Origin of the sequence: Luteimonas sp. MC1750 (assembly GCF_016615955.1) — a bacterium.
In the GTDB taxonomy this organism is placed as follows: Bacteria; Pseudomonadota; Gammaproteobacteria; order Xanthomonadales; family Xanthomonadaceae; genus Luteimonas.
This window is the reverse complement of the sequence record NZ_CP067113.1, coordinates 1,070,754-1,095,577: the sequence shown is the minus strand read 5'-3', so window position 1 is coordinate 1,095,577 and position 24,824 is coordinate 1,070,754. Positions and strand designations below refer to the sequence as shown.

The window sequence follows — 24,824 nt, the reverse complement described above, 5'->3', positions numbered from 1 at the left end:
GTGGCAGGATGTCTGTCTTGGCAACCATACTCAGAATGGAATTTCCGAGTCCTTGGCTTTGCCCTTCTCAACGGCCTTGGCTCGCGTCCGTGGCGTCTTGGGCAACGCAGCCGGCTTGACCTCGGCGGCAACCTGATTGCGGTCAAGCTTGTCGTACACCAGAGCCTCTACTCCCAGCTCTTTGACCGCCTTGTTCGCCTCGTCGATGGCCGACTCCAACTCGCGCCAGTTCGGACGCTTCTCCACGTAGGGAGCCAGGTCGTCAGCCATCTTCGGATCCAGCTGACGGGGCAGACCCAACCGGGCCTGTGCAGTGAGCATTGCAAGTTCCCGGCGAAGAGTGGCTTGCGCCTGCTGTTCGGGGGTCTCTCCGGCTGGAAAGCGCTCGGCCAGAACCTGGGCTAAGCGTTCGTTGTACTGCTGGGGCGTGGGCGTCTTCTTCCGGGGCGGGATCAAAGCATCCAGTCCAGCCTGACGGGTGGCCTGCTGCTGGGGTGTCAAACCGACAGTCCTGGGGATGTCCAGGTTGGAGATCTGGTCGGCGTTGAACACGGTCATGAGGATCGGCTCGTAGGGCTTGCCGTCCTTGCCTCCCATCCACGACAGGATTTTTGTGCCTACCTCACCGCGGCGAACGGTGCCGCCACAGGCTTTGGCCTGCTCGTAGGTCATCCAGTAGGGGGACTGAAAGCCTTGGGCTTTGGACGCCATAGCCAGCTGCGTGGCGTTGTCCCCTTGGAAGGGGTAGCCGGACACTCCCCGGGGCTCACCACCGATTTGTGGCATTGGGTTTTCCGGGTCTTGCCAGCGGAAAAAGACGGGGGCTGTCGCCTCCCGCAGGTTGGCGTAAAAACTACGTGCTTGGCGGGCTTGATACTCTTGAAGATCCATGGGGCACCTCGATGTTGACTTTGTGCCCTCGCTCCAATGCCGCACCCACGAACATCAAGCAGTCATCGATGGTCGAAAGGTGCTTGTCCGCTGGCATGAAGTCATCAGCCAGGCTAAGCACAGCCCCGGTTTCCGTTTTCTGGATATGAAATCGATGGGCTGCCAGCAGTATTTCGTCAATCGTGAATTGCTCGTTGTCAATGGTCATGGCGGGTCCTCTATGCTTTGACCAGTGTGAGAGCGTCAAAGCGGTTGGCAATATCCCCCTTGCGAAGTGGTTCGGGGAATTTGCCAACGCCAGGACTCGGGGTTAGCCCGCCTTTTGGTCGATGACACCTACCACCCTTTCCATCAGAGTTGGATCTGAGGCAACTGCCAGAGCCAATCGCTGAGCAAGCTCCTCGGGCGACAAGTTCGCCTTTCGCGCAGCCGTCAGAAAATCCTTCCCCGCATCCGTCCCAATTCGAAATCGGACATGAGTCCCGCCAGGCGTAGTCTGAACTGCGGGGGTGATGACCTGAGCCAACCGGCTGATCTCATTGAGTTCCGTGGAGTCATACACCGGCACCTGCTCGAGCCTATGGCTTGTGGGCTCGAAGAAGTCATCGGAGAAGGGGTCGTCGTTGGCAATCTGCTCTTCGAAGCGGCCTTCTGCGATCGCCTGCTCCTGGAGACGCGTCAGCTTTTCCTTGGCGATATCTTCGGGCTTGATGGCAATGGTGCGGATGAGAGCCGGACCCTTACCCCCCTCAGCCAGGTTCGGCCGGCGGGTAATGTCATCGATGTTGACGCCCATCTTGCGGGCGAGGATCTTCCAGAACACTGCCTCGCCCCTGGGCTTGTCGATACAAGCCTCATGGCAGTAGGCGATGTAATGCTCATAGACTTCGCGCTTGCGGACCTCGACATTCTGGTCTCGGGTCTTGACGATCTCGCAGTCGATAATCCATGCCTCGACGCTATCGTTGTCCTTCTTCAAACGCTGGGTGAACTTGCGCATCTCCATAGGCAGATCCTTGTCCCGGACCGGACCGCCCTGACGAAGGATCTTCTGGATGCCGTCGACAATCCAGCCAACAAGCAACTGCGGCTCCTGCTCAAACACGATTTTGTCCAGGTCGTACACCACATTCCCACGCCGCTCCATGGAGCCTTCCCACATTACAACCTGAAGGCGGCGCATCACGCCCCCGGACTCGTCCCGAACGACCGGTGCCTGGTTTGAGCAAACGACCATGAAAGCTTCGCACTGGTAGGAGAAGATCTTCTCGTTCTTGGGGTTGACGTCCACGGAGTCCCCTGCCGACAGCATCTTGAACGTGTCTTCACACCAGGGGCGGGCCACGTTGACTTCGCCGACAGACAGGAAGGTCTTGTCCACAATGTTTTCCAGGTAGTGCTCACCGTCGAGCTTGGTCAGGTCCAAAGCTCCGTAGTTGGTGCGACCCTGGTCATCCTTGCCGTGGACGTGATGGAGCATCTTCACCAGTACCGACTTACCCACGCCTGCATCACCCACCCACCAACCCACCAGGTGGTACTTGTTGCGCATGAACGACATCGCGCAGTGCTGCTGGACGATAGCGCGGGTCTCGGGGTTAGAAAGCGACGAGGCCAAGTACTTGCCAAACTGGCTGTCGGCGGGAATTCCCTTCGGAGAAAACGCCTGCATGTGCCTGAGGCCCAACTCCACGTTCGCGCAATGCTTGATCCCATAGTCGGGGTTAGCCTTTTCCATCCACGCCTTGTCGGCCGTGATGTGAAGGTAGCCGTCCTTGAACGGCAAGACGACGCAATGGCTTTCATCGGGCTTGGCCGAATTTCCTTTGAACATCAGCCGAGACTCGACGACCTTGTCGCGCAGGGTCTTCCAGGAGTCGTTGACGTTGTGGGGGGTACAGGAGCTTTCAGCGAACTGTTCGAGCCACTTCTGGATCTTGGGCTTGGCCACCTCCTCGAACACTTCTTGCCAGTACGTCCCGTTCCAGGCACGAATAACGATGTTCCGACCGCGGTTCTCTGCCGCCAGCCTCATACCGTCGATGCCGTGGCCGAAAAACCAGCGAGCACACCGCAAGCTAATCGGTGGGCCGTTCTTGGCCTTCTTATCCGACGCCGGTTCGGTGCTTTTCTTGCGAGTGGCCTTGCCGGTAGTGCCATTGGCCGCAGCGAACTGGACGACGTTGTCCTTGTGTTCTTCCTGGGCCAGCTCCTCCACAAGCTCTTCGACGGGCTCATCGTCTTCAAGGTGGTGGTACAGGTCCACAGGGCGCTGGCAGCGCAGGAGCTTTTCATGGATGCGGGGCATAGCCCAGGGTTGACTAATTGCGACAGCGTTCGTACTTTCAATAGGCGACATGGGATTTATCCTGTGTTGTGGGGCCTGGAAACCCGTTTCTTAGACACCTCGTCGCTGCTAACGACGGGGTGTTTTTTATGCGGCTTGCTCGAAACAAACCCGCTCTTCAACCATCAAGCGCAGATATGCCGACAGCGTCATGCGGTTTTGCTTGGCAATCACTTCGAGCTGCTGACGCAGCTTCGGTTGGAGCTTGACCATCGTCGGCACAAGATGCTTTTCATCTTTGGGCTTGGTAGGCCGACCCACTTTGCTTGTCTTCATTTCGTTGCTCATTCGTCCGATCTCCTTGTGGAGGACTGACGATATAAGGCGGCGGGTAATCGTCAACCCTGGTAAACCGAAAAGTGCGTAAGTCAGAGCAAAATCCATTTTGGAAGGTTTGTGCTGTCCTTCCGAGAGATACATTGCATCCTGCTGCTGCACTCGCAGTTGTAGCTGTGGGCCGTCGTTGTCCAGACAGGGAGACAGGGTAAGGATTCACCCTGTCCGCTTACCCTGTCCAGAGATATACCTTTTAGATTCAACGATTTACAAGCGTCCAGACAGGGAGACAGGGTAAGAATTGAATTTAGAGCTTTTGTATTGGAAATTACTAACTAAAGACTCCATTCACTAGTTCGACTACGTTTTCAATTCCGGACAGGGGTTTTTCGGTTCTTACCCTGTCTCCCTGTCCAGAGACCCCGGAAACCGCGCCACTACTGGCTTCCAGGCTGGACAGGGTGGGAAAGACAGGGTAAAACCTCACCCTGTCTCCCTGTCCAAGCTTTACGAACCGGTACGCAACCCTTCTTCATCTGCGAGTTCGTTCGCAAACGCCTGACCCAACACCGTATCCACGTACTCGTCAGTGCGCTCAGTCGCCTCGAAAACGATATCTCCGAGGTCGAAAAGCTTCCCCTCCGCGACCACTTCCTCGATTGCCGAATACACGGCACCCGCAATCAGGTCGACGGTGTAAGCGTCTGCCTGGCCGCAATCGGAATTGGCGTTGAAGTGGTCGAAGGCCGCTTCAATAAGAGACTGCTTGGCTGCCGCACTCCTAGCCTTGTCCTCAATCAGTGCCGCTTCGTGAGCCAGATCAGTGCTGATCCGGATCATCTTCTCGAAGACAGCACCAAAAGCCTGGGAGCCGCGAATTGGCTCTTTGAGCTCCAAGGTGTACCGCAGGTCCGTCCCCTTCAGCCTCAGGGTGGAATAGGAGATGCCGTTGGAGGTGCGCTGGTCCAGAACATCGAGCTGAATATTCTGCTCGGCCCAGAAGCGAACAATTCGGTGGCTATAAGCCTCGCCGGTGCACAGCAGTGGAGCGTTATTGGCGCTTTCGCGCCCAGAGTTGGTTTTGTTCATTTGAATGCCTAGATCAGGCCACCCGTTGCAGGTGGACTTGTTTGCGATCTAGGCAATCGCGAGGTGGGCCCGATGCCCTTGCTGGTGAACCGGCCAGCCGCCTTTAGCGCCTCATCATGCCGCCCTTGCGGGTCGGTCAGTGCCAGGCACGTTTCCCTGGCTCCACGACAGGGCTTGCCCGTCGATGTGGCAAGCCTATCCCGGACGTGGCAGAAAACTCAATCGGGCAAGCCCAGGACTCGGGGTTCTCGGTAATAGACCCGACGCATTTCTTTTCGGGAAAATGCCAGGCCCTTCAGTGGCTTAGCGATACTGAATGGAGTAGAACTGGCCCTAGAAAAGGGCCAACTGAGGCGGGGTCAGGCGTGCCTGCTCAGTGAGAAGCCACAGGATTTGGGCTCGCGCCCTGCCGATGTGGCCAGCCACAGCGGTGAGAGCTTGGGCAAGACCCACCTCAGGACCCATCTGGCGGTAGGCAATACCGATGTCGTAGTTCGACAGTGCATCCAGCCGGCGGGTTCGAAGGTCTTCGAAGCGGGTGATGTAGCCGGCCAGCTCGTCGGAGTACTGGGCCAGGATGACAGGCAGTTGCTCCCGACGGGCATCGTCGTTCGCCGGCAGGTCAGGCCACAGAACAGGGCTCAGATGCGCCCAGGGCTCGATGTCCCCGGCGCTGGGGAAGGAACCTACAACTGTGTCCAGCAATGTTGAGCTGGCGTTGGTGCGCAGCGTTGAGACGGTCTGCTCGAAGCTCATGGTCTTCTCCTGCGGGTGTGAGCAGGGAAGGCACGATCGGGCAAGAGCCAGGGCACCGTAGGGCGAAACGAAAGCTGCGCGGGCTGTGGCCGCGCCCTTTAGGGGAACAGCGTGTGAAGCAGCCGCCAGGCTTGCGCTTGCTCGCGATCGTGCTGTCTGGACAGCTACCCGCAGGAAGTCCTGAGTCCTGGGCTTGACCTACTTTGCGCCCCACTTGTCGAAGTGGGCATGGGCAGATTCAAACGCAGGTCTTGCAATCTGATCCTGCTGTTGTGGATCCAGTCGACAGTGGGACATCACAACGCCTAAGCCCAGCTGGACGAATACGAGGACGTTGCCGATGTGGTGGCCCAGCTCGTCCCAAGGCACCTCGATGTCGCCCCACTCCTCGCGCTGGGTGTACACGCCCAGGACTTCGCGTCCTCCGTGGACGGCGCTGGACAGGTCCTTCTGGTGGACAACCACCGTGCGCACCAGATGCTCCTTCTCCCAACCCATGTGCTCGGCGGCCTCCTCGGCCACCTGTTTGATGTAGATAGCGTTCTTGCCACGGTTGGGCATCTTGCCTTTGGTGCGGAAGCGCATGAGCTCCGCTTGGCTTGCCGCCTTGGCGAAGAAGGCTGCCCTGAGCACGTACTCCATCTGACTGCGTTGGAGGGCCAGAGCTGCCACCCATGCACGCTCCGGGCGCGTGGCCAGCAGCACATAGATGGCGTCAGCCATGTCCAGGGAGGCCAGCACCAAGGGCACGGTCGTAGCCGTGCGCTCGTCGATCCTCACTTCCAGGTTGGCAACGGCCTTGTACGTCTCGGCCAGCACCGACATTGCCTCGTACGAGCGGGTTTTGAGATCTTCGATCGTGGACATGACTGCTCCTGTATTGGAGCAGTGTGGCACCGGTGCCAGGACTCAGAGTTGCTTAGCGCTTGCCCTTGCCCGGGGCCGGCAGAGCCCCAGGACAAATCACAGCAAGTTCCGCGTTGAGCAGGTCGACTAGGTCGCCCCGTTCGATGAGGATGTGGGCGTTGCCATTCTTGAACTGCCGGACTTCGAAGTAGCCGGTGGCGTTGTCTGCCCTGTGCCACGAGCCTGATGGCTCGGGCCTGCCATCCAGGCGATACAGGGTGCGGAGCAAGTCATCCAAGGCATTGTTGCCGTAGGTGGAGGTAAAACCCTTGTAGTCGGCGAAGTGCTTGTAGATCAGCTTGCGGCCGAACAACGCTGGCTTGTTCGTGGCGTGGTCCCAGGACAGAGTGCGGTACAGGTCAAGGATCGCGGAGGCTCGCAGCTGGCTGCGTTGTCCCACATACGTTTCGAACGTAGCCAGGGCGGCGTCGGCAGTGAACTCGGGGCAGTCTTCAATGGGCCGGTACTTGTAGTCTCCCCACCCCAGCGCCTTGTGCCAGTCCTCGCGCACGGAGCGAGGAAACAAATCCCACAGACCACTGGCCTGGATGAACACTCCCCACCAGCGGCGGTCCTCGGCCTGGATGTATCTGGCCAGCCGCTCCTGGTCTGAGACGCTGTGCATGGTGTTGCCGGTGAGGAACTCCACGAAAGCCCGTGCGTCGGCTGAGGCCTGAACTGACCTTGCGGCTTCAATTCGCCGCTGCCTGTCGGCGACCAGGGAGGCCACTGAAATGGAGCGGATCAGCTGGCTCATCGGTTCAGAAAGCCTGCTTGTGGGCCGCGCCGCCCAATGAACACCATAACCAGGGCGATGATCCAACCGATACCGGACCATCCGAAGAAGAAGTTGATCAAGGCTGCGGGCATTGCCCACTTGGCATCGCGCCAGATACCAATAATGGTAGGGAGGAAATACGCCACCGCAGCACAGGTGAAGTACAAGACAAGCCAGACGCCGGGGTATTCGTTGAAAAAGCTTTCCATGGTTATATCTCAAAGGATGGTCAATCCACGTTATTCGAACAAATGGATTTGGCAACCTTGGAGATAAGAGCCACATCGCAGGGCAGACAGGCGATGTCGCGATAGCGGATAGAATATCTTGTCCGGGATAATTGGGGATAAAAGAAGGCTACATTGCCCTGCCGTAGCGTGCTTGGCGTGCGGCTAGAGCTTGTTCTGGCGTGGCCAGGTCTTCATCGATCCTGTTCTGCTTGGCGATATTTTCCAGCTGAGCTTTCTTCTGCGCTGTGCGAATAAGACCGCGTGAGGGATGTTCAAAACCGTCCCCCGGTAGCTCGCCCCAGCCGTTTTTGGCCAACACATCGGCTCCGGCTTCGATCAATAACGCCGCTGTCTCCTCACGCCAGTGGTGGTGGAGCACAGAATTGCCATCGACATCCCGGGCTTTGAGGTTGGCCTTCGCACCAATCAATACCTCGAACGCCTCGTACTCTTCGGACACAAGCAATGCCGTACGGCCCTGACCATCTACGGCTTCAACATCCGCCCCGCTGGCTAAGAGAGCTTCGATCAACTCACCCTTGCCAGCAAAAGCCGCCAAGTGAAGCGGGGTTGATTGATCCGCCTCGAATTTCTTACCTCTGTTGAGGGGATTTGGTTGGATACGGAAGGGAATGTCTGTGCGCTCGTTTGGATCTATGCCAGCCTCGATGAGACCGAGCGCGAGATATCCCCTATCTTGATCATTTTCCCGCAGCAGGTGGCCGTACTCTCTGCGTTCCAAAGACTCGATATCCCCCACGACAGCAGCGTGGAGCACTCCCTCCATCGCGGCACCCTTGCCTTTGAGTGTGCTGAGCATCCCAAGATTACCTACTCGGGCCGCCCTCATGGCTGGGGTGTGGCCAGGCTCATCGGTTTCACTGATTTCAGGATCCGAGAATTCGTGGACTTGAACCGTGGCCGGGACCTTGGCGTCAACGTTGGCACCTGCTTTGATCAGGGCATCGAACTTGTCTTGATCCTGACGGTCCACACTGATGTGGAGCGCAGTCAGGCCCTCGTCATTGGTTCTTTCCAAGTCTGCGCCAGCTTTGATCAGCGCTTTGAGTTGCGTGGCAGTTCCCTTCTCAGCCGCTGTCAGGAGCGCATCGTGCTCATTGGGGTCAGCGCCGGCAGCCAGAGCCTCTCGGAGGTACTTGGGGGATTTGAGCTCGCGGGCTGACCGCTCGCCGTCGTCATCTCCATAGGCAGTGTCGGAGTACCAGGTACGAGTGTTCCAGACAGATGCTTTGCTCATCACATCGCCCTCCCATACTTTGCTTGCCTGGTAGCCAAGGCATCCTCGGGTGTGGCCAGGTCTGCGGCATCGGCGTTGCGTGAGGCTTTGGCCACCTTAGCTAACAACTCTTGGCGATATACAGCTTTGACTTCGTGGGGAACGGAAGGGCAGTTATCTGCTCTTTGCCCTGAGTTGTCCTTGATTGTGGGATCCCCACCTGCTGCAACGAGCGCCTGGGCAATTTCGGGTGAGCTGGCCAGGAACAGAGCTGTCCTACCCTCCTTTTGCTGAATATTGGGGTCAGCTCCGGCATCAAGCAATGAGCTCACGATCCGGTCGTTGTCTGCCCCAGTCCTTCTCATATCAAGCATGCACTCTATCAATGCCGTGTGCCCCTGATGATCGCGGGCGTTTGGGTTCGCGCCGGCTTGGAGTAAGTACTCAACCGTCTGTGAATTTCCACGCTGGGCAGCGAAGTGGAGCGGGGTACGACCCATTCCTGCCACCGCATTGGGGTCGGCGCCAGCATCAAGCAGGATCTTTGCCACGTCGGGAGTTCTGACCACCAGATGTAGAGCAGAAGTATCGGTTACTCCCGTGGGCTCGTTGGGGTCAAAACCACCTTTTTGAACCAAGACGCCCAAGACGCCTTGGCCAGAACCGGATTTGTTTACATTCTGAGTAGCGGCCCACCAGGCTCGACCCATCTTCTCATCGTCTCCCTTGAAATCCTCCACATACCGGGAAACCGTGCTGACAGTGCCTCGCTGAATTCCTGTCATGAACCTCAGATGCTTTTCGGCCAGGGGCATCTCCTTTTTAGGCGGGGCCTTGTATGTACCCAAAAGCTTTTCGCGGTCCTCGCCCTGGGCCAGGTCTGCCCCGGTGAATCTTGAACCGCCGAAAGTCTTCGTCCACGGCGTGTATGAGTAGTCATCCACCCGATACTTATGCGCGAGTTTGCCGACCTGATCGACCTTCTCTTGATCTAGAACTTTCACATCAATGGAATTGCCGCCGGCAAAACGGCTCGTCTTCACCGAAGCCGTGATGCCGACATGTTTGAGCTCGGCACGCAGGTTCTTTGCGGCGAGCGTGAGACTGTCGGCTTTGCCGCCCATGGGGGTCAGATGCGGGTGGGCCGCTATGAGTTCTTTCGGCGTGCTCACATCGCCCTCCCATAGCTGCGAGGTTGAGCCGGCAAGTGAACTTGCTGCTGGGCCAGGGAATTCAGATCAGCTCGGCGCACCGTGCTTTGAAGCACTTCGAACATGCCGTCCTTGCCATCGGTCAGTAGTGCTGCCCGACACGCGGAGCCGACATCTGGGTCAAGCTGCTGGACCCTTGATACGAGAGCCCGGCACACCCGCCCTGATCCCGTGCGCCCGATGATATCGGCTTTCAGATAATACCCGGAGCTGCCTTGGAGGAAATCCGACCCACTCGTGTGGCCGTCGGCCGACAATGCCTTTGCGCGCTTCTCATCCAATACCCGTCCTGTCAGGTGCGGAAGCACCCCAGTTGCGTCGAGCAGCTTGAAGGACGGAGAGGAGTCGTCGACCAGCGGCAAACTCACACCCATCAAAGTGCTGATGGCCAGCATTTTCCGGAAGATTTCGATGTGTTGATCCATATCCACATCGTAGTCGCTCTTGTGGTTTTGGCAATAGCTTTTAGCTCGTTTTCATTCGCAAGTCTTGTTGTTCTTGTTCTGCGTTATATATCGCAAGCCAGAAGGTTGCCAAATCCATATTTCCTGCTTGGATGGTGAACCTTCCTTTTTCCTGCGGCCATGAAACTTATTGTATTTGTTCTAGCTCTTTTAATTTCTCTTCCCGCCTCAGCTATGAGGCTGACTCCAATGGCCCAGTACCTGGACGCGTCGGCGACCACGGGCGTGCTGCGGGTGGAGAACAACACCACATCGGCCAAGAGATATCAGATCCTGGTGGACACCTGGGCGGCCGATGCCAACGGCGAAAAGGTCCGTACACCAAACAGCGACATCACCTTTTACCCCTCCCTGGTTCAGTTGGAGCCAGGCAAGACGCAAGCCGTACGCTGGAAGCGCAATTCGCCTTCTGCCTCGGGTGAGTTGGTCTACCTGATCACCGTCCGCGAGTCGGGTGTGAAGAGCGGGGAAGCTATCGAGGGCATGCAGGTTGATATTGAGCCTGAGTTTTTGCTGCCTTGGGCGTTCACTCCCCCAGGCGCTGCCTCGAAGCTTTCCGCTGACTACCAAGCAGGCCAGCTGACGCTACGCAACACGGGGACTGCCGCAGCGCGGATCTCGGACTTGGTGTTCGGCGACAACCCGCAGCCCCCTGTATTGCTACTGCTGCCAGGTGAGCGTGTCTTGCTTCCAATGAAGCAAGCCGCTCCAACGGTTCGCTTCAAGCTGGGCAAGACCGATCAGACGTTGACTCTGGACTGAGTCGTGAAACGGCTCGTTCTGGCTGTTGCGCTGGCGTTGGCTGCCCCGGGCTCGGTTCATGCCGAAGAAACCCTCGTGGCGCTCATCGTCAATGGCAAGGAGGTCAATGGCGAGCCACGACTACTGGACCCGTCCGCAATCGCGTTTTCCTCGGCGGAATGGACGGATCTTGGGGCGATCGTGCCCAGTCAGATGCAGGGACAGGAGAGCATTTCGGCCCAAGAATTGGGTGTGGCAGTGGAGTTCGACACGTCCCAGCAGGCGGTGTTGTTGACCCTGCCCCCGGCCATGTTGCCTCGACAGACGCTGGGTCGCCGACGCGCCGTGCCGACAGAGGTCTCCCCCGCCCCTCGCGGGGTGCTCCTGGATTACGACGTCGCCGTGGCAAGCGTGGGGAACGACCGGAGGGTCTCTGTGGGCCATGTGGCCCGCACCCAGTTCGGTGGTGGCGTTCTGACCACCACGGGCCAGGCGAACTGGGTCGACGGCCAAGGCGAGTACCGCCGCGGGCTGACGACTTGGCAGCGGGACAACCTCAACTCAGGAACGACAGTGCAACTGGGTGATGTATTCACCCCGGCCAACTCGTTGAATGGGCCCGTCAATCTGCTGGGCGTGCGCGCTGGTACCGATCGGCATCTGGCGCAAAACGGGGGGCTGGCCGTGCCCCTGATTGGTGGGCTGGCCGATACGCGTTCGACGGCTGAGGTGTACGTCGACGAGCAGCGGCGCGCACGCGGGGAGCTCGAGCCAGGACCTTATGACTTGGCCCCGACCGTGGCCATCCCAGGCTTGAACAACTTGGATATCGTCCAAAGCGATGCCTTCGGGCGCCAGCAGCGGATCTCCCACCAGTTCTACACCCACCCTGACCTGCTTGGTCGCCAAGACAAGGAATGGGGAGTGTCAGCGGGTGCGGTGCGCTCGGGCAACACTGACCGCTATGAAGGTACTGCGCTTCATGCCTCCGGCAGGCGCGGCCTGACAGATACCTGGACGATGGGTGCCACGGTTCAAGCCGGCGACGGCCCCCATGGAGGTGGGCGCAACCTCACTGTCCACAACACCATTTCCCTGGGTGGAGCGGGCCTGCTCCAGGCGGATGTCTCGCGAAGCCAGACAGATACAGGCGAGTCGGGCTCTGCCTTCCGTGTGGGGTATGAGCGCAAGTCCCCCAACTGGTCGGTGTCAGCGTCCCACCAGCGCAAGTCCGAGGACTACTGGGAAATTGCCGATATGCGGCCGCGCAACTTCGACGTCAGCCAGCAGTCTCGGGCGACGCTGGCCTTCCACCCCTCCGGCTCACCGTGGTCTGGATCGGTGGGCTACTCCGACATTCGCTACGGAGAGGATCGACGGCTCAGGCAGGTCATGGCCCAGGCCACTTATCGCGGAGACCGGGCCACATGGTTGGCTGGCGTATCCCATGACCTGACCGCTGGCGACACCCAGGCGTTCGTCGGCGTACGTTGGGAGAACGACCGTCGGGGCAGCACGGCTTTCACTGCTCGGAGTGCGCCTAACGTTGGGCCAAGGCTGGATGCCTCCACCACAGGCGTGGCCACGTATCAGGGCCGGGACATTCGCTATCAGGTGGCAGCGTCTGCCGGCAGCCGAGAGGAAGTGTATGGAAGTGTCTTGACCGAGCTGGCCGGGGGCGAACTGACTGTCGACGTGCGCAAGCCCCTTGACGGGGAGCTCATGGTCAACGGGCGGTATCGAAACAGTGCTTGGATCGGAGAAGGTGGCGTCATCAACGGCCACGGGTATTCCAGGCCTTCAGGCTCTTTCGTGCTCGTGGAAGTTCCAGGGCAAGAGGGTGTGGGCATCCGGGCCAACCACCCCACACCGGTGAAAACGAACAAGAACGGCTACGCACTGCTGGCAAATACTGGATCGCTGACATCGGTGAACGTGCTGCTGGATGAGGAGTCGCTGGCACACGATATCCAGTTGGAGGACACCCAGAAGCAGGTAGTAGCACCACGCCGCGGAGGCGCGAAGGCGGTTTTCCCAGCCCAGACCTATTCATTGCGCCAATTTGAGGTGCGCTTGGGCGACACCTATGCGCCCCAGAATGCCATCGTTGAAAGCGACAGCGGGGAGGTCTTCTACTTGGGGGACCGAGGTGTTTTGGTATTGGAGCAGCCAGCCACTCACGCAACCTTGCGATCAGGTGAGCAGATATGCGAACTGGTACTACCAGGGCAAGGCGGAGTGGTTTCGTGCCAGCCTTGACGAATATGCCAAAGCTGTTTGAATGAATTTGATCACCACATGGGCACTTATACCCAGATCAACTTCCCTCAACTTGGATTATCCTCTCACATGAAAAACGTTCTTTCCCCCCTCGCTCTTGCAATCGCCATGGTTGCCGCCCCTTCCGCTTTCGCAAACGACGTTACGGCCAACGTGTCGGCAACCGTACCCCAGCAATGCGAAATCGTTCAAGTCCAGGACACCGACGTTACCTTCGCAGTCGGACAGACTGGCTCCAACGTTTATCAACAGATGATGGTTCGCTGCAACCTGGACCAGGCTTTCAACATCACCACTCCCACTACCGATGCGGCTGGTCGTTTCAACATCACCAACGGCGTCCAGTCCATGGCGGTGGAGTTGACCGCTGGTGATCTGGGTGTGGACATCTGGGACTCGTCCCTGGCCGTACCTGGCGTTGGAACCGGTGAGTACCAGTACTTTGACTACGGGTTGAGCTTCAACCCTGATAGCGGGTACTTGCCCGCCGTCGGTACCTACACCGGAACCATCATGTTCTCACTGACCGCGCTGTAAGCGAAGATTCACCCATCGGCAGCGATGCCACGGTCAACTCTTGCCAGGTGGAGAGGAAATCGGAAGGATCGAACCCTGGTGAACCCCCGGAGAAATCCGGGGGTTCTTCGTTGCATGGGCTAGTTCGCGCTAGGTTTGCTCGGCTGACGTATCCCTCATGTCCAGCCCGCGGTTTGCCGCCTCTTCCTTGAAGTCAGCCAAGGTCTGAGATACATGTTCGGGTGGGGTCGTTCCTCGGGGATGTGGTCCGTCGACGAGGAAGTACTCCATGTGTTTTTCTATAGCCTCTCGACCGAACTTCCTCAGGGCTGCATCATCTAAGCCCGATAGGTAGGGATTGGCTCGATACTTAGCCTTCCGGTACTCACCCAGCGAAAGCAGCCGTGGCTGCCTCTCGGATGCCCGCTCGACCTTTAGCGTTTTCAGTGCGCTCTCGTCCGCCGTTATCAAGGGACTGTTGTTGAAGTCGGCCCACATTTTCTGGAGGAGAGTGGAGAAGTCTTCAGCCCAAGCAAATCTGTCTATCTTGCTGCTCTCGATGAACAGGCAAGGTTGGGCGCCACTCATGAAATGAGCTTCCGAGAGAAACCACACGGCATCGATCGCCCAACCGCTCTCCTGACGCTTCTCGATCAGCACACTGATGGCAGGTACGAGATCAAGAGGGTCAAAGCCCTCAATGTCAGGGTTCATCAACACGAGGATACCCATAGGGTCATCCAACCCCAGCAGCTTCTTGGTGTTTTTGATCTGTCTCCTGGCGGCGCGGAAGTCATCCTCCACTGCCCGCATCACCGTTTGATGGAGTTTGAGCAGAAGGTCATTCCCATCTGGCAGGTGCTGTAGAACCTTGGTGGCGAGAACTGACCCGAACACGACTGGGAAATCGTCCCTCTTGCCCCACTCTTCAAACAGTCGATCGACTTTCAGCTGAGGGTCGCCACGCAACACCTTCAACTCGACGACTACTGACCGGCCCCGCCACAGGTAGTCCGCACGCCTGCCCTCAGCGCCCAAGGTCATGTCGTCGACTGACTCAGCGCCCGGTACCTTCAAGGCAAACCTGTGAAACCTCTCTTCCATCTCATGCATAGGATCTTCCTTCTCCCGTCAGGTGGTTCTGGGCGCCAGACTTGGGCCATACTCGGGCTTAGGGGGGAACATGCGTATCACAGAAGCGTTTCGAGAGTTCGGGGCCCATCTTGCCCATCCCGCGTGGGAAGTGTCCGCGGTGTCTGACCAGCCACGGCAGGTGGTCGTCAGCTTGTGGAGTCATGCCTTCAATGAGGACATGACCAAGTATGAGAGCGGCACTGCTCAGTGGCGCGGAGGCAAGTCAGTTCTGTACCGCCACCTGCGTCTGGCCATGGAAGAGGGTCTTCCGATCAGGGTGGTGGTGGCAACGGCTGAGGACGCTACCCAGGTGTATGAGGGGAACGCATCCCGTACGGAAAACGACTTTGAGCCTAATTTTTCGCTCGTCGGCTGGGTGGTCCGCTTGGAGGAGAACGAACTCGAGATCGCCTTTGAGCGAACGGGGCAAGCCCCCCTCAGTCGCTACGCCAAGACAGGCGCGAAGTACTGGCATCTTGCTGAGGCGGTAGAAGCTCTACCGTCGCCAACGACAACAGCACACATCAAGGCATGGCTTGCCCAACACTACCCTGGCGACAGCCGCGCAGACATTGCGGAAAACCTGGCCCACCTGACTGTCAACGATATCAATCGCCGGCACTACGACAGGAGCCGAAAGAGCTGGCGAACTGACTCCGGCCACCCCCGCGACAGACTTTTTCGTCGTGGCAAGAATAAGGCAACGACTTACGAACCATTTCGAGCTGCCACCCACGGACACTGGGATCTTCGACCCGGCGTCGACGGAAAATGGGAGGCCTACCAGCTCCCGACTTCAGAGCTCGCGCTGGCAGAAGCACAAGCCCAGGAAGAGGCTTTTGAACATCTTCCGCCGGTATCGTCGGATCACGACGCCCGCGTATGGACATTGACCGCAATTGCCCAAAGACAGGGACAAGGTGCATTCCGGGCGCAAATTCTTGATGCGTACGGCTCACGCTGCGCAATCACCGGCTGTACAGCTGTGGCGGTGCTGGAGGCTGCGCATATCGTGCCCTACCGTGGCGAACACACCCATCGTATCGACAATGGCATTCTGCTCAGATCTGATATCCACACCCTGTTCGACCTGGGTTTGTTGTGGATCTGCGAACAACTCCGAATTGCTATCTCCGATGTACTACGTGGCACGGAGTACGAGGCGTTAGAAGGCAAGACACTGAGGCTCCCCTCAAAAAAGGAACAGCACCCCAATCCAGCCCACTTGGCCGCGCAGGCTCAGTTGGCCAAGGACAAACAAAGATAAGGGCGCCGAAGCGCCCTACCCTGCGACTTGGTTTCAGCCGGCCGCATCCTCAATCAGCGGGAACTTCTGGCCAGGGTTAGCCTCCCGCCACGCCTTGCCTTTCTCACTTTCGGCCCACTGCCTGAACTCGCGGGTGGGATGCCCCCGACCAGACCACTCCTCACCACTGTCCAGCCGGAACTTGGCCGGCACCTTGGCCTTCGAGCCAGCCTTCTTCGCGGCCTTCTTGGCGGACTTCTTCGTAGCCTTCCGGGCCACCGGGGCGGCGTCGGCCGCGGCATCGGAGGTGGTACCGATGATCTTGGCAATTCGACGCCTCTGGACGTCGGACATCACGGACTGGTACTTGGCCAGGATTTCGATTGCAGACGGGACTTCATCGTCGCGCTTGTCCAGCAAGCCCTTGAGGGCCTCGAGGCGACGCATTTCAGCTTCAATTGCCTTAGATGACCGATAAGCCACTTTGGATCTCCCTGTGAATGTCCGGCTGTTATACCAGACAAATCGAGCGATTGGGATATATAAGCTGGCAGGGAGACATTGTTGAGGCCAAGCCCGGGGGTGAAGACCACCCCCGAAGCCTGAGTCCTGAGCCAAGCCAACGCTACACCAGCGACCAGCCCTGTTGTTCAAGCTGCTCGAGTATGGCGACGGCGTCCCCCACCATCCCGATGCGGATCTCACCGGGAAGCAGGTCGATGGTCTTGAAGTACTGCGCTCTATCCCAGCCTGCTGGCAGGTCGTGGCGGTGGGGTACGGCGATGAAGTTGGTGCGGTCTTGCTGGTAGATATCGATGTTCATAAGTTTCTCCTTTAGTTGAACACGGAAGGCTGTTTGCTTTCCTATATCTATTTAGCCTGACTGCACAAATTTCCACGATAAAAGTTCAATACAGTATAAAACTGCGAACCAGCCAGCGAACTTAGGGTTGCCAAATCCATATCCCCCGAGAGGATGAGAAAAACATCCACGGGATACAGTTATGTATATGGCAAGCTCAGAAGAAGTTATCTTCGAGAAGATCTATCGCAGGCGGGGGGTGTGCTCCAAGCGCCGGAATGAGCTGGCAGACCGCCGCGGTGAGGCGAAATTGCGTTCGGGCTCGGTTGGTTGCCGCAAGGTATCTTATGCCAGCAAGGCAGATGCCCAAGGGCATATGAGCCAGATCAATTCAAAGGGGTTGCACAAGCAGCTGAGGAATTCCTATCGCTGCCCCCGCTGCCAGGCTTGGCATTTGACCAGCCAGCACAAGCGGACGGCCTAAGGCTGACGATAGTTGATGAAATCGATGATGTAGTCGGCGTTCTTTTCCAGCCGCTGCTCATCTTCGCTCAACGCCTGCTCGTGCCGGGTCAGCGCTAATGTTTTCCACTCGTCGAACCCCGCTTGATGTTCTGGTGCGAACAGTTCGTTGAACGTACCCAGTACCTGCTTGGCTGCTTCGTACTCCAACGCCAACCTCACCAATAGCGACTCGCCGTTGTTGGAGGAAATATAGGCCTCCCTCATAACCCGATCCTTCTGCGCTTGGGTCATGGACTCATCGACCGGCTGGACGTACATCGATGTGTCTTGGGTCGTGTGATTTGACGCGTGGGTCAGATCACTTGCCCAAGCCCTCAGCTTCCCGATATAGGCATAGTCCACACCTAGCTGGCTTACCTTCTCCTTTATCCGCTGAGTGGATGCCTCTACCCATCCGGCCTGTCCACGAGCTTCCCAAGTGGCGCATGCTTCACTGATCGTAGCCATTACTGCCTGCTTTTTGAGCAGCAGCTCATTGGCCTTCAGATAAGCGACACCGATACGCTTCCCTGCGGTCTTGTACAAGGCCCGGATAGTACTTTGTTCCTGCTCTTCCAACAGCTGCAGGGCCAAGTCATCAGACGCCAGATTGCCGCTGCGCCGAAGGATATCGTTGGTGCGGTGGCGCCAGCGGACTTCTGCCAGCTTGACCTGCGTTTTGCCGTCTGGAACGTGTTCGGACATACATCCCCCCTGTGTTCTGGAAAACTTAGCACACGAGCCCCGCAAAGGGATGCGGGCATTTCTGTTTCTGCGAGTGTTTCGGCACTACCGCGGTTGCCAAAGTGCGATGTTCTGCGAACTTGGTTGTAGTTGAACTACTTCCGAGTCCATGGCCAAGCGCACACCCAAAGCAGTTGTCCAGCACGCAGCAACACTTCTTAGCCGCGCCGACTTTGACAAGGACCGGGCGGCCTCCTCCGCCTGGGCCGCTTGTAGGGCGCTGGACGACTTGCGGGATGAGCTGCCCAGCGCCAAGGCGTTTGAGGAGCGTCTTCGTGCGGATATCGGCATGTCCTATGCCGGTGCGCAGATGGTGTCGAAGGTCTTCGAGGACCGCGACGAGTTCATGCGCAACTCCGCGGCCGCCGTGGCCTCGGTACCTGAAAGCGAGGCGACCACCGCAAGGCTGGAAAAAGCCCATGAGCGCCACCTGGCCGATCCGGGCACTCGGACAGCGCTGGTGCGCTCGGCCGCGTCGAACAAGGGCTGGGAAGGCGACTCAATGGCGCCTTTGCTGGACTGGATCCACTCCTCGGAGAATGGCCTGGCCAAGACCGTGAAGGGCGAGGCCATTGGATGGATGGATGTGTACATCCGTTCGGGGCACGCCCAGAAGGACCTGGGGCCTCGCAAGGACGATGAGCAGCAAACCCCCAATGCTGCCCTGCTTCGCGACGTCTTCAACCGTATGCGAGAGGGAGAGAGGGTCGACTCCCACGAGGTCAAGTCGGCGTTAGATGCCCGGTGGAAGGAAATCGTTCCCGACGCCATGCGCGTGGACAAGGCCAGGCTGTACAACGAAGACGAGCCCACGCCAATCGCATATGCCAGTGGTGTGCCGACGTTCTCCATGGATGGAAAAGGGGCCACGGAAGCCGGGGGTCGGATTGACGTCTTTATGCCCGATGCCGAAGACCCCAAGGCCTGGCATATCGGATTTTCCTCCACGTCAGAGGACAGTCGCCGGCAGGGCGACCAGATGACGCGACATGTGGGAGGCGTTCTCAATGGCATGGCTATCGGCGCTCCCCCTTTTGAAAGCGGAGATCATCGGCTGGCCTCGACGGCCTACTACGCCCCGGCCATCGTGTCCGAGCGCAGGGCTGAGGCCATGGGCATCACACCCAAAGCTCAGGAGAACATCAACCGTCTGGCGTTGTATGCCCAGCTGGACGACCCCTACATCCGGTCCCAGGTCGGTGTTGGGGATGCGGTTCTTGCCACCGCCCACTACGCAATTGGCGCGGGCAAGACGACCCACGGCCAGGCGCTGCGTCCGGATGAGCTGCGAGACATGGACCCGAAAGCCCACGCCAAGCAGGCGGTAGCGGCTGTCTATGCGCTGTCGAACGTGGACTGGCAGAAGGCGCTCAAATCCATGGGCGAGAAATCAGGGCGGGAGACCATCATCCCCCTGGCCCAGGCAGCATTGGATGGCCTGGCAAAGCACTACCCCCAGATCCTGCCGGAACTGAAAAAAGCAGTGCCGCACTTGAACCGCCTGGCCAATGCCGAGGGCATCAAGGGCACAGGATTGGAGCGGGATCTGCGGACAACGGCGTTGGGCCTCAAACACGACAAGGGGCAAGTGCTGACTCCACCGCCGCCACTGGACTTCGACCGAACGGAGCAGCTGCGCAGGCACATCGCCGACAAGCAGGCGCAGGACTCCGATCGCATGGTGGTCCAGCTGGCTTTGAGTCGCGACGTCAACGCCCGCGACGAGGAAGGCAACACGGCTCTTCATGTGGCTGCGGGGGATCGCAACCTCCAACTGGTGCAAAAGCTCATCGCACGAAATGCCGACGCCACCCTGACTAACGCGGAGGGGCAGTCGGCACTCCATATCGCCTGCGCCACGTCGGCGAGGACTGCCAAGTCCCAGACCGACCAGGCCCAGGTCGTGGCCTTGCTGGCACCCCATTCGAGCATCGACGGGCAGGACAACAACGGCAACGCAGCTATCCACCTGGCAGCCGCCAAGGGTGTTGACCGGACCGTGGGCGAGCTACTCAGACACGGGGCAAACCCCTCCCTGCGCAATGGCGAGGGAGAGAAGGCGGTGGATTTGGCTCAGGACTACGCCAAACGAGTGTCGTCGCCGAACCTGCGATATCAGGCGGACCGCTCAGCCATGACCCTGGAAATTGCCGAACAGCAGCGAGCAATGGTGCTGGCCCAGTTCCAGCGGCAAGGTCAGGCAAGCCCAGGACTCGAAGCTGAAACCTTGGCCCCGACGCGGAGGAACGTGCGGGGAGCAGGACGGTGAAGCGCTGCAAGGAGATGTCCTACCCCACCCGCCAAAGAGCTGACAAAGCCAGGATACGGCGCAATGAAGCGATGACCGACGGAAAGCCGTATATGGGTTCAGTGTTTTGCCAGAAGTGCCAAGGCTTCCACCTGTCGACTGGTCGGAATTCAGACCCCCGCTGCTGGAAGAGGAAATACGACACCCGCGAGTTAGCCCTAGGGGATATCGACTCACGAAATGCCGCGATACACCCGGCCAGTGGGAGGGAGGACTACACCACAGCCTATCTGTGTTGGCACTGCGATTATTACCACGTGGGATAGAAATACTTAGACGCTTCACACCTGCGAGCAAGGATTGCCAAAGCCAATTTCTGCGAGTTTGCCGCTTCGAAAGGGTCGAAGGACAACCATCGGTTTACTGCAACGGCCGGGCACCCCACCGCGTTAGCAAAGAGCCGATCCGCATCGAGGTTGAGGAGATGGGCGTTAGTGAAGGTCAGCGCATGCTGGTCGTATTTTGAGTTCTGCGAACGTGGCCGCAGAGCCGACAGAGTACAAGCTGACCGGCACGATCGTGCCTGTTATAGGGTTGCCAAAGCAGCGGTGCCAGCTAGTATCAAAAAGAGGCCGGTTCCTAGTCCGGCCTCTCGGTAAGATGGAAAATCTAGGCTCGTTGGTTGATTTGAGCGTCAGGTCAACGAGAGCGACGGTTTCGACGAGGGGTCTTCCTTCGTTTTCGTGCCTGTGGAGGCTTTGGGGGATGAGGTTCGCCCCTCTTCCTCCTCTTACTTTCTAAGCAGAATCACCCCCCATCCAAGCCCACGCAAGCTCTGCTACATGAGCCGGGATACATAGATATCAACGAAATTGCCTCAACTTACGCAATATCGAAGGCGCGTCCAACTATTTCATCCTGAGTCAATTGACGGATTACCATCACGCCTTATCTTGAGTCAAATGACTCAATAAAAGGATATGGAAATGGCACGCAAACTACACCAGGCAATCGCAGACGAGAACAACACATACGCAGTCATTGAAACCACAGCGTCCAGTGGTGGTCGCAAGTGGGGCAATTACGTCAACCTATCCACCGTGAAGGTCGACAACGATATGGTCGACTCGCTGGAAGGCCGCAGGATTATTGGCAACCCGCTCATCGAGGTCATCGAGACCTGGGAGGTGGACTCGGCGAACCAAGGCCCACGCTCCGGCTACGGCAAGACGCTGGCCGCAATGCTCGAAGAGTTGCCGGGACATGTCCAGGGAGACGTCCGCTACGACACTGGCGTGCTTGCCCCCGACGGATCCACGAAAGAATTTACTCCGGCTATCGATCAAATCCAGACCGTGGCCGCGCTGGGCAAGAGCCTGGATCAAGCTGCGCTGGACGCAATAGGACAGGCGGACAGGAAGGGATCGGTACAGGTCAGCGAAGGGGTATACCTGCACAATCAGGAGGACATCATTTCTGAGCAGGCTCAGTGGAAAGAGCACGACCAGGCCAGGGGAACTGATTTCATTCAGGCACCCTATTGGCTTGCTGACGACAGCGGATCGGCTCCCGTCGCTATCCGAGGGGCAGACAGTGAGGATCTGCGCCAGGTGTTCAAGGAAAACACCCGTGTAGTCCTGGAACAGGGCAACAAGAAGAGCACTCGGGCTACTGGGAGCGATGAAGACCTAGCCACCCCAGAACAAGCCCTAGCCGCACGTCAAGCACGCTACGGGAGGTCGATGTGATGTCTTACAGCGAGGAACAACTCGACCAGGCGTCAGTAGCCGTTGGGATGATTACCCACACAACGTCGCATGCATCTGTTCGTTCGGAACTACGCAGTGGAAAGCTCCAAAACAGCACGAATATCTGGTTGGACACCACCAAAGCTCCCAAGGAGCTGGTTATGGAAACGCTGGAGCACTTGGCTGCTGACCCAATGGCTTGGGATGCGGTGGGCCAGCGAAGTGGTGCGTCTTTCGATAAGGAGAAGGCTCGGGATGCCGTAGTCAGAGTGGCCGTCAAGCCGGCAGAGGAGAGGCGGGAGAAACTCCAACAGATATCAGCCGCTGCCAGACCCCCCGAAGACCTGGCCACTCCAGAACAAGCCTTAGCCGCACGCCAAGCACGCTATGGGAGGTCGATGTGATGGCCACCTCTCCGAGCCTTTGGACGTTTACGAGGCCAACCCGTCTACGCTCAGCAGCTCAAATTGCCAAGGCTATAAAGGCCGGCGCGGACCCTAATGAGGACAATGGAAACGCGTTGATGTTTGCCACGCGCGAGGGCACGGCTGACCAAGTCAAAGCCCTCCTAGACGGAGGCGCGAGCCTTACAAATCAACCAGGCTACGACCAAGACTTTGATAAGCACAATTGGCTGATAACCGCGAGCTTATATGCCAAAGAGAGCGCCGACAAACTATTACACCTGAAAGAAGCTGGCCTTGATCTGGCGCACAAAAATGCTAATGGCCAGAACGGACTAGGCCACATAGGGCAAGCGCACGATAGAAGATCCGCCGATTTCGAAGGTCAGGATGTAGTATCCGCTGACTTGTCGTCGGCTATCAATGTGCTTCTCGACGGTGGCGCGGATATTGATGGATGTACCACTCACCTCGGCCAGACCGTCCTCCACCACTTCGCTCGCGTCGGAGTGGAGCCGTATGTGCTCGAACGTGTCATAGAGTTAGGTGCAGACGTCAATGCGCGCGACGTGTCAGGGACGACGCCCCTCTTCTATGCCAACAAGGCTGAAATTGTCCATTGCCTGATTGAACATGGAGCAGACCCTACGCACAAGGATCTGCACGGGAACACGCCCGCCCGGTCGCCCTACGCGTGGGCTGCTGCTGAAATACTTGAACTCGCCGCAAAGCGGCATTCCCTGACGCAGATCGCAGCCACCCAGCGTCCCCAAGAGGACCTGGCCACACCAGAACAAGCGCTGGCCGCACGCCAAGCCCGCTACGGGAGGGGGATGTGAGCCGCCGCAGCGTGTTCGACTATGAGCAAGACCCCGAGGGGTTGGAAAGCTTCCTTCGGGGTGGCGGGACGGTCAACGAACAAATAAGCCAAGGTGGCACCCTTCTCCACACAGCCCGGGATCCGGCGATAGCACAGGTCCTACTGGATTACGATCTGGACTTGGAGAGCACCAATGGCGACGGAGAAACCGCCCTTTTATACGCCGTCTCTTTGGGAGACCGTGATGAGTACGCTGCCTGGCTATTGGAGCAGGGAGCCCAGGTAAACGTATACGACTCAAATGGATGTTTCCCCATTCTGCTGACCCAATCCCCTGAGCTTACCAGCCTGCTCATCGAAGCTGGCGCAGACGTCTCATGTCGGGACAATGAGGGCATGACCCCCCTCCACATGGCTCACAACGCAGACCGAGCCACGTTGCTCATCGATGCCGGCGCTGACGTCAACGCGGCCACTGACGACGACGAAACACCCCTATCCATGGCCAAGAGTGTGGCTGTCTCTGCTCTCCTGCTAGACGCGGGAGCGGACGTCAATGCCAGAACTTCGACTGGAAGGACGGCTTTGCATGTGGCCAACAGCGGCGACCAGGCCAGGGTTCTCATATCAGCAGGTGCGGACGTCCATGCCCAGGACGTCGACGGACAAACCGCTTTGTTTGTCTCCGGTCGAAACCTTGAAGTTGCCCGCGAACTGGTAGCGGCAGGTGCCGATATTTCGCACAAGGATGCCGGGGGCAAGACGGCGGCTGACTACAACCCACCCGCTGAGGTCGCCGCCTTCCTCGAGTCTTACAAGAGGGTCCAGGCGCTGGAAAAGCTGGCTGGCATCTCTCGTCCCGACGACAACCTAGCCACCCCAGAACAAGCCTTAGCCGCACGCCAAGCACGCTATGGGAGGTCGATGTGAAAGACTTCAACGACGCCCTGCCCCTGTACAGGGCCGCAGCCGGTGGGGACACAGAGCTTTGCCGAGAACTTCTCGACGGTGGAGCCGACGTCAACGCTCACACAGAAGAAGGCCACAACACCGCTTTGCATGGTGCGGCCAAGTACGGGTATGCCGATATCTGCGCTCTGTTGCTCAACCGCGGGGCCGATGTCGATGCCCGAGATGCCAGTGGAAGCACCCCACTCCACCCTGCGGCTTTCAACCACCACAAGGACGTTTGCCAGGTGCTCATTGAGGCAGGTGCCGATGTCAGTGTGCGTAGCCACTCGGGCATAACGGCCGCAGATAAAGCCACCACCCATCAGAACTTCATGAGCATCGGCGAGGAAATTCGCCAGCTCATCGAAGTGGCGGGCCGACGTCAGGAACTCAAGCGCTTATCGGAGAAGGGTCGGCCGGAGGAGGACTTAGCCACTCCGGAGCAGGCCCTGGAGCGTAGGCGGTCGAGCTTCATGATGTAAAAACTGCGAGTGGTGGGGC

At 58.5% G+C, this 24,824-nt stretch carries 25 protein-coding genes; 9 read left to right on the top strand and 16 right to left on the bottom strand.

The genetic code is table 11. The features are described 5' to 3' along the window. Positions 1 to 30: 30 nt before the first annotated feature. From JGR68_RS05165 to JGR68_RS05110, 12 genes are all read right to left on the bottom strand, one after another. Positions 31 to 891 carry an ArdC family protein gene (locus tag JGR68_RS05165; protein WP_199361406.1) on the bottom strand — a complete coding sequence of 287 codons (861 nt, stop codon included), beginning with the start codon at positions 889 to 891 and terminating at the stop codon, positions 31 to 33. Further along, positions 854 to 1,099, bottom strand: a complete 246-nt coding sequence (locus JGR68_RS05160; RefSeq protein WP_199361404.1) for a hypothetical protein — start codon at positions 1,097 to 1,099, stop codon at positions 854 to 856. Before JGR68_RS05160 ends, JGR68_RS05165 begins: the two co-directional genes overlap by 38 nt. A gap of 102 nt (positions 1,100 to 1,201) precedes the next feature. Next, positions 1,202 to 3,250 (bottom strand): DNA primase family protein, encoded by a 2,049-nt coding sequence (locus JGR68_RS05155; RefSeq protein WP_199361402.1) that lies wholly within the window; start codon positions 3,248 to 3,250, stop codon positions 1,202 to 1,204. A 75-nt stretch (positions 3,251 to 3,325) separates the two neighbouring features. Continuing rightward, positions 3,326 to 3,526: a hypothetical protein gene (locus JGR68_RS05150; RefSeq protein WP_199361400.1), complete on the bottom strand. Its 201-nt coding sequence runs from the start codon at positions 3,524 to 3,526 to the stop codon at positions 3,326 to 3,328. Positions 3,527 to 4,021: 495 nt separating this feature from the next. Then, entirely contained in the window at positions 4,022 to 4,603 is a 582-nt protein-coding gene (locus JGR68_RS05145; RefSeq protein ID WP_199361398.1) for a hypothetical protein, read from the bottom strand. Between the two features lie 333 nt (positions 4,604 to 4,936). Next, positions 4,937 to 5,359, bottom strand: a complete 423-nt coding sequence (locus JGR68_RS05140) for a hypothetical protein (RefSeq protein WP_199361395.1) — start codon at positions 5,357 to 5,359, stop codon at positions 4,937 to 4,939. A 198-nt stretch (positions 5,360 to 5,557) separates the two neighbouring features. Beyond that, positions 5,558 to 6,226 carry a hypothetical protein gene (locus tag JGR68_RS05135; protein ID WP_199361393.1) on the bottom strand — a complete coding sequence of 223 codons (669 nt, stop codon included), beginning with the start codon at positions 6,224 to 6,226 and terminating at the stop codon, positions 5,558 to 5,560. A 52-nt stretch (positions 6,227 to 6,278) separates the two neighbouring features. After that, positions 6,279 to 7,022: a DUF4942 domain-containing protein gene (locus tag JGR68_RS05130; protein WP_199361391.1), complete on the bottom strand. Its 744-nt coding sequence runs from the start codon at positions 7,020 to 7,022 to the stop codon at positions 6,279 to 6,281. After that, positions 7,019 to 7,252: a superinfection immunity protein gene (locus JGR68_RS05125; RefSeq protein WP_199361388.1), complete on the bottom strand. Its 234-nt coding sequence runs from the start codon at positions 7,250 to 7,252 to the stop codon at positions 7,019 to 7,021. The genes JGR68_RS05130 and JGR68_RS05125 overlap by 4 nt, the downstream gene beginning before the upstream one ends. 148 nt (positions 7,253 to 7,400) lie before the next feature. After that, positions 7,401 to 8,531, bottom strand: a complete 1,131-nt coding sequence (locus JGR68_RS05120; RefSeq protein WP_199361386.1) for an ankyrin repeat domain-containing protein — start codon at positions 8,529 to 8,531, stop codon at positions 7,401 to 7,403. Then, positions 8,531 to 9,634, bottom strand: coding sequence for an ankyrin repeat domain-containing protein (locus tag JGR68_RS05115; protein ID WP_199361384.1), 1,104 nt, complete (start codon positions 9,632 to 9,634; stop codon positions 8,531 to 8,533). The genes JGR68_RS05120 and JGR68_RS05115 overlap by 1 nt, the downstream gene beginning before the upstream one ends. A gap of 44 nt (positions 9,635 to 9,678) precedes the next feature. Continuing rightward, a complete protein-coding gene (locus tag JGR68_RS05110; RefSeq protein ID WP_199361382.1) occupies positions 9,679 to 10,146 on the bottom strand; it encodes a hypothetical protein in 468 nt (155 codons plus the stop codon). Positions 10,147 to 10,374: 228 nt separating this feature from the next. Between JGR68_RS05110 and JGR68_RS05105 the strand changes: the two genes are divergently transcribed. From JGR68_RS05105 to JGR68_RS05095, 3 genes are read left to right on the top strand one after another with little or no spacing between them, the layout of a single operon-like run. After that, a complete protein-coding gene (locus JGR68_RS05105; RefSeq protein ID WP_199361380.1) occupies positions 10,375 to 10,947 on the top strand; it encodes a fimbria/pilus periplasmic chaperone in 573 nt (190 codons plus the stop codon). 3 nt (positions 10,948 to 10,950) lie between these two features. Further along, entirely contained in the window at positions 10,951 to 13,185 is a 2,235-nt protein-coding gene (locus JGR68_RS05100) for a fimbria/pilus outer membrane usher protein (RefSeq protein ID WP_199361378.1), read from the top strand. A 39-nt stretch (positions 13,186 to 13,224) separates the two neighbouring features. Then, positions 13,225 to 13,743 (top strand): hypothetical protein, encoded by a 519-nt coding sequence (locus JGR68_RS05095; protein ID WP_199361376.1) that lies wholly within the window; start codon positions 13,225 to 13,227, stop codon positions 13,741 to 13,743. 129 nt (positions 13,744 to 13,872) lie between these two features. Here JGR68_RS05095 and JGR68_RS05090 read toward each other — a convergent pair whose 3' ends face one another. After that, positions 13,873 to 14,835, bottom strand: a complete 963-nt coding sequence (locus tag JGR68_RS05090; RefSeq protein WP_199361373.1) for a hypothetical protein — start codon at positions 14,833 to 14,835, stop codon at positions 13,873 to 13,875. A gap of 70 nt (positions 14,836 to 14,905) precedes the next feature. On the opposite strand from JGR68_RS05090, the gene JGR68_RS05085 reads away from it, so the two are divergent. Then, the gene (locus tag JGR68_RS05085; protein WP_199361371.1) at positions 14,906 to 16,123 is read left to right on the top strand and encodes an HNH endonuclease; all 1,218 of its coding nucleotides are present in this window, start codon (positions 14,906 to 14,908) and stop codon (positions 16,121 to 16,123) included. Positions 16,124 to 16,156: 33 nt separating this feature from the next. Here the strand turns inward: JGR68_RS05085 and JGR68_RS05080 are convergent, their stop codons facing one another. The 3 genes from JGR68_RS05080 to JGR68_RS05070 form a co-directional block, all read right to left on the bottom strand. Then, positions 16,157 to 16,549 carry an H-NS family nucleoid-associated regulatory protein gene (locus JGR68_RS05080; RefSeq protein ID WP_199361369.1) on the bottom strand — a complete coding sequence of 131 codons (393 nt, stop codon included), beginning with the start codon at positions 16,547 to 16,549 and terminating at the stop codon, positions 16,157 to 16,159. Positions 16,550 to 16,727: 178 nt separating this feature from the next. Beyond that, a complete protein-coding gene (locus JGR68_RS05075) occupies positions 16,728 to 16,925 on the bottom strand; it encodes a hypothetical protein (protein WP_199361367.1) in 198 nt (65 codons plus the stop codon). A gap of 459 nt (positions 16,926 to 17,384) precedes the next feature. Beyond that, positions 17,385 to 18,113 carry a hypothetical protein gene (locus JGR68_RS05070; protein WP_199361364.1) on the bottom strand — a complete coding sequence of 243 codons (729 nt, stop codon included), beginning with the start codon at positions 18,111 to 18,113 and terminating at the stop codon, positions 17,385 to 17,387. Positions 18,114 to 18,261: 148 nt separating this feature from the next. On the opposite strand from JGR68_RS05070, the gene JGR68_RS05065 reads away from it, so the two are divergent. The 5 genes from JGR68_RS05065 to JGR68_RS05045 all read left to right on the top strand — a co-directional run bounded on the left by JGR68_RS05065 (position 18,262) and on the right by JGR68_RS05045 (position 24,805). Further along, positions 18,262 to 20,421, top strand: coding sequence for an ankyrin repeat domain-containing protein (locus JGR68_RS05065; RefSeq protein WP_199361362.1), 2,160 nt, complete (start codon positions 18,262 to 18,264; stop codon positions 20,419 to 20,421). Between the two features lie 965 nt (positions 20,422 to 21,386). Continuing rightward, positions 21,387 to 22,148: a hypothetical protein gene (locus JGR68_RS05060; protein WP_199361360.1), complete on the top strand. Its 762-nt coding sequence runs from the start codon at positions 21,387 to 21,389 to the stop codon at positions 22,146 to 22,148. A gap of 523 nt (positions 22,149 to 22,671) precedes the next feature. Continuing rightward, positions 22,672 to 23,391 (top strand): ankyrin repeat domain-containing protein, encoded by a 720-nt coding sequence (locus JGR68_RS05055; protein WP_199361358.1) that lies wholly within the window; start codon positions 22,672 to 22,674, stop codon positions 23,389 to 23,391. A gap of 11 nt (positions 23,392 to 23,402) precedes the next feature. Further along, complete coding sequence (locus JGR68_RS05050; RefSeq protein WP_199361355.1) at positions 23,403 to 24,302, top strand: ankyrin repeat domain-containing protein; 900 nt, start codon at positions 23,403 to 23,405, stop codon at positions 24,300 to 24,302. Then, positions 24,299 to 24,805 (top strand): ankyrin repeat domain-containing protein, encoded by a 507-nt coding sequence (locus tag JGR68_RS05045; protein ID WP_199361353.1) that lies wholly within the window; start codon positions 24,299 to 24,301, stop codon positions 24,803 to 24,805. The genes JGR68_RS05050 and JGR68_RS05045 overlap by 4 nt, the downstream gene beginning before the upstream one ends. Positions 24,806 to 24,824: the final 19 nt, after the last annotated feature.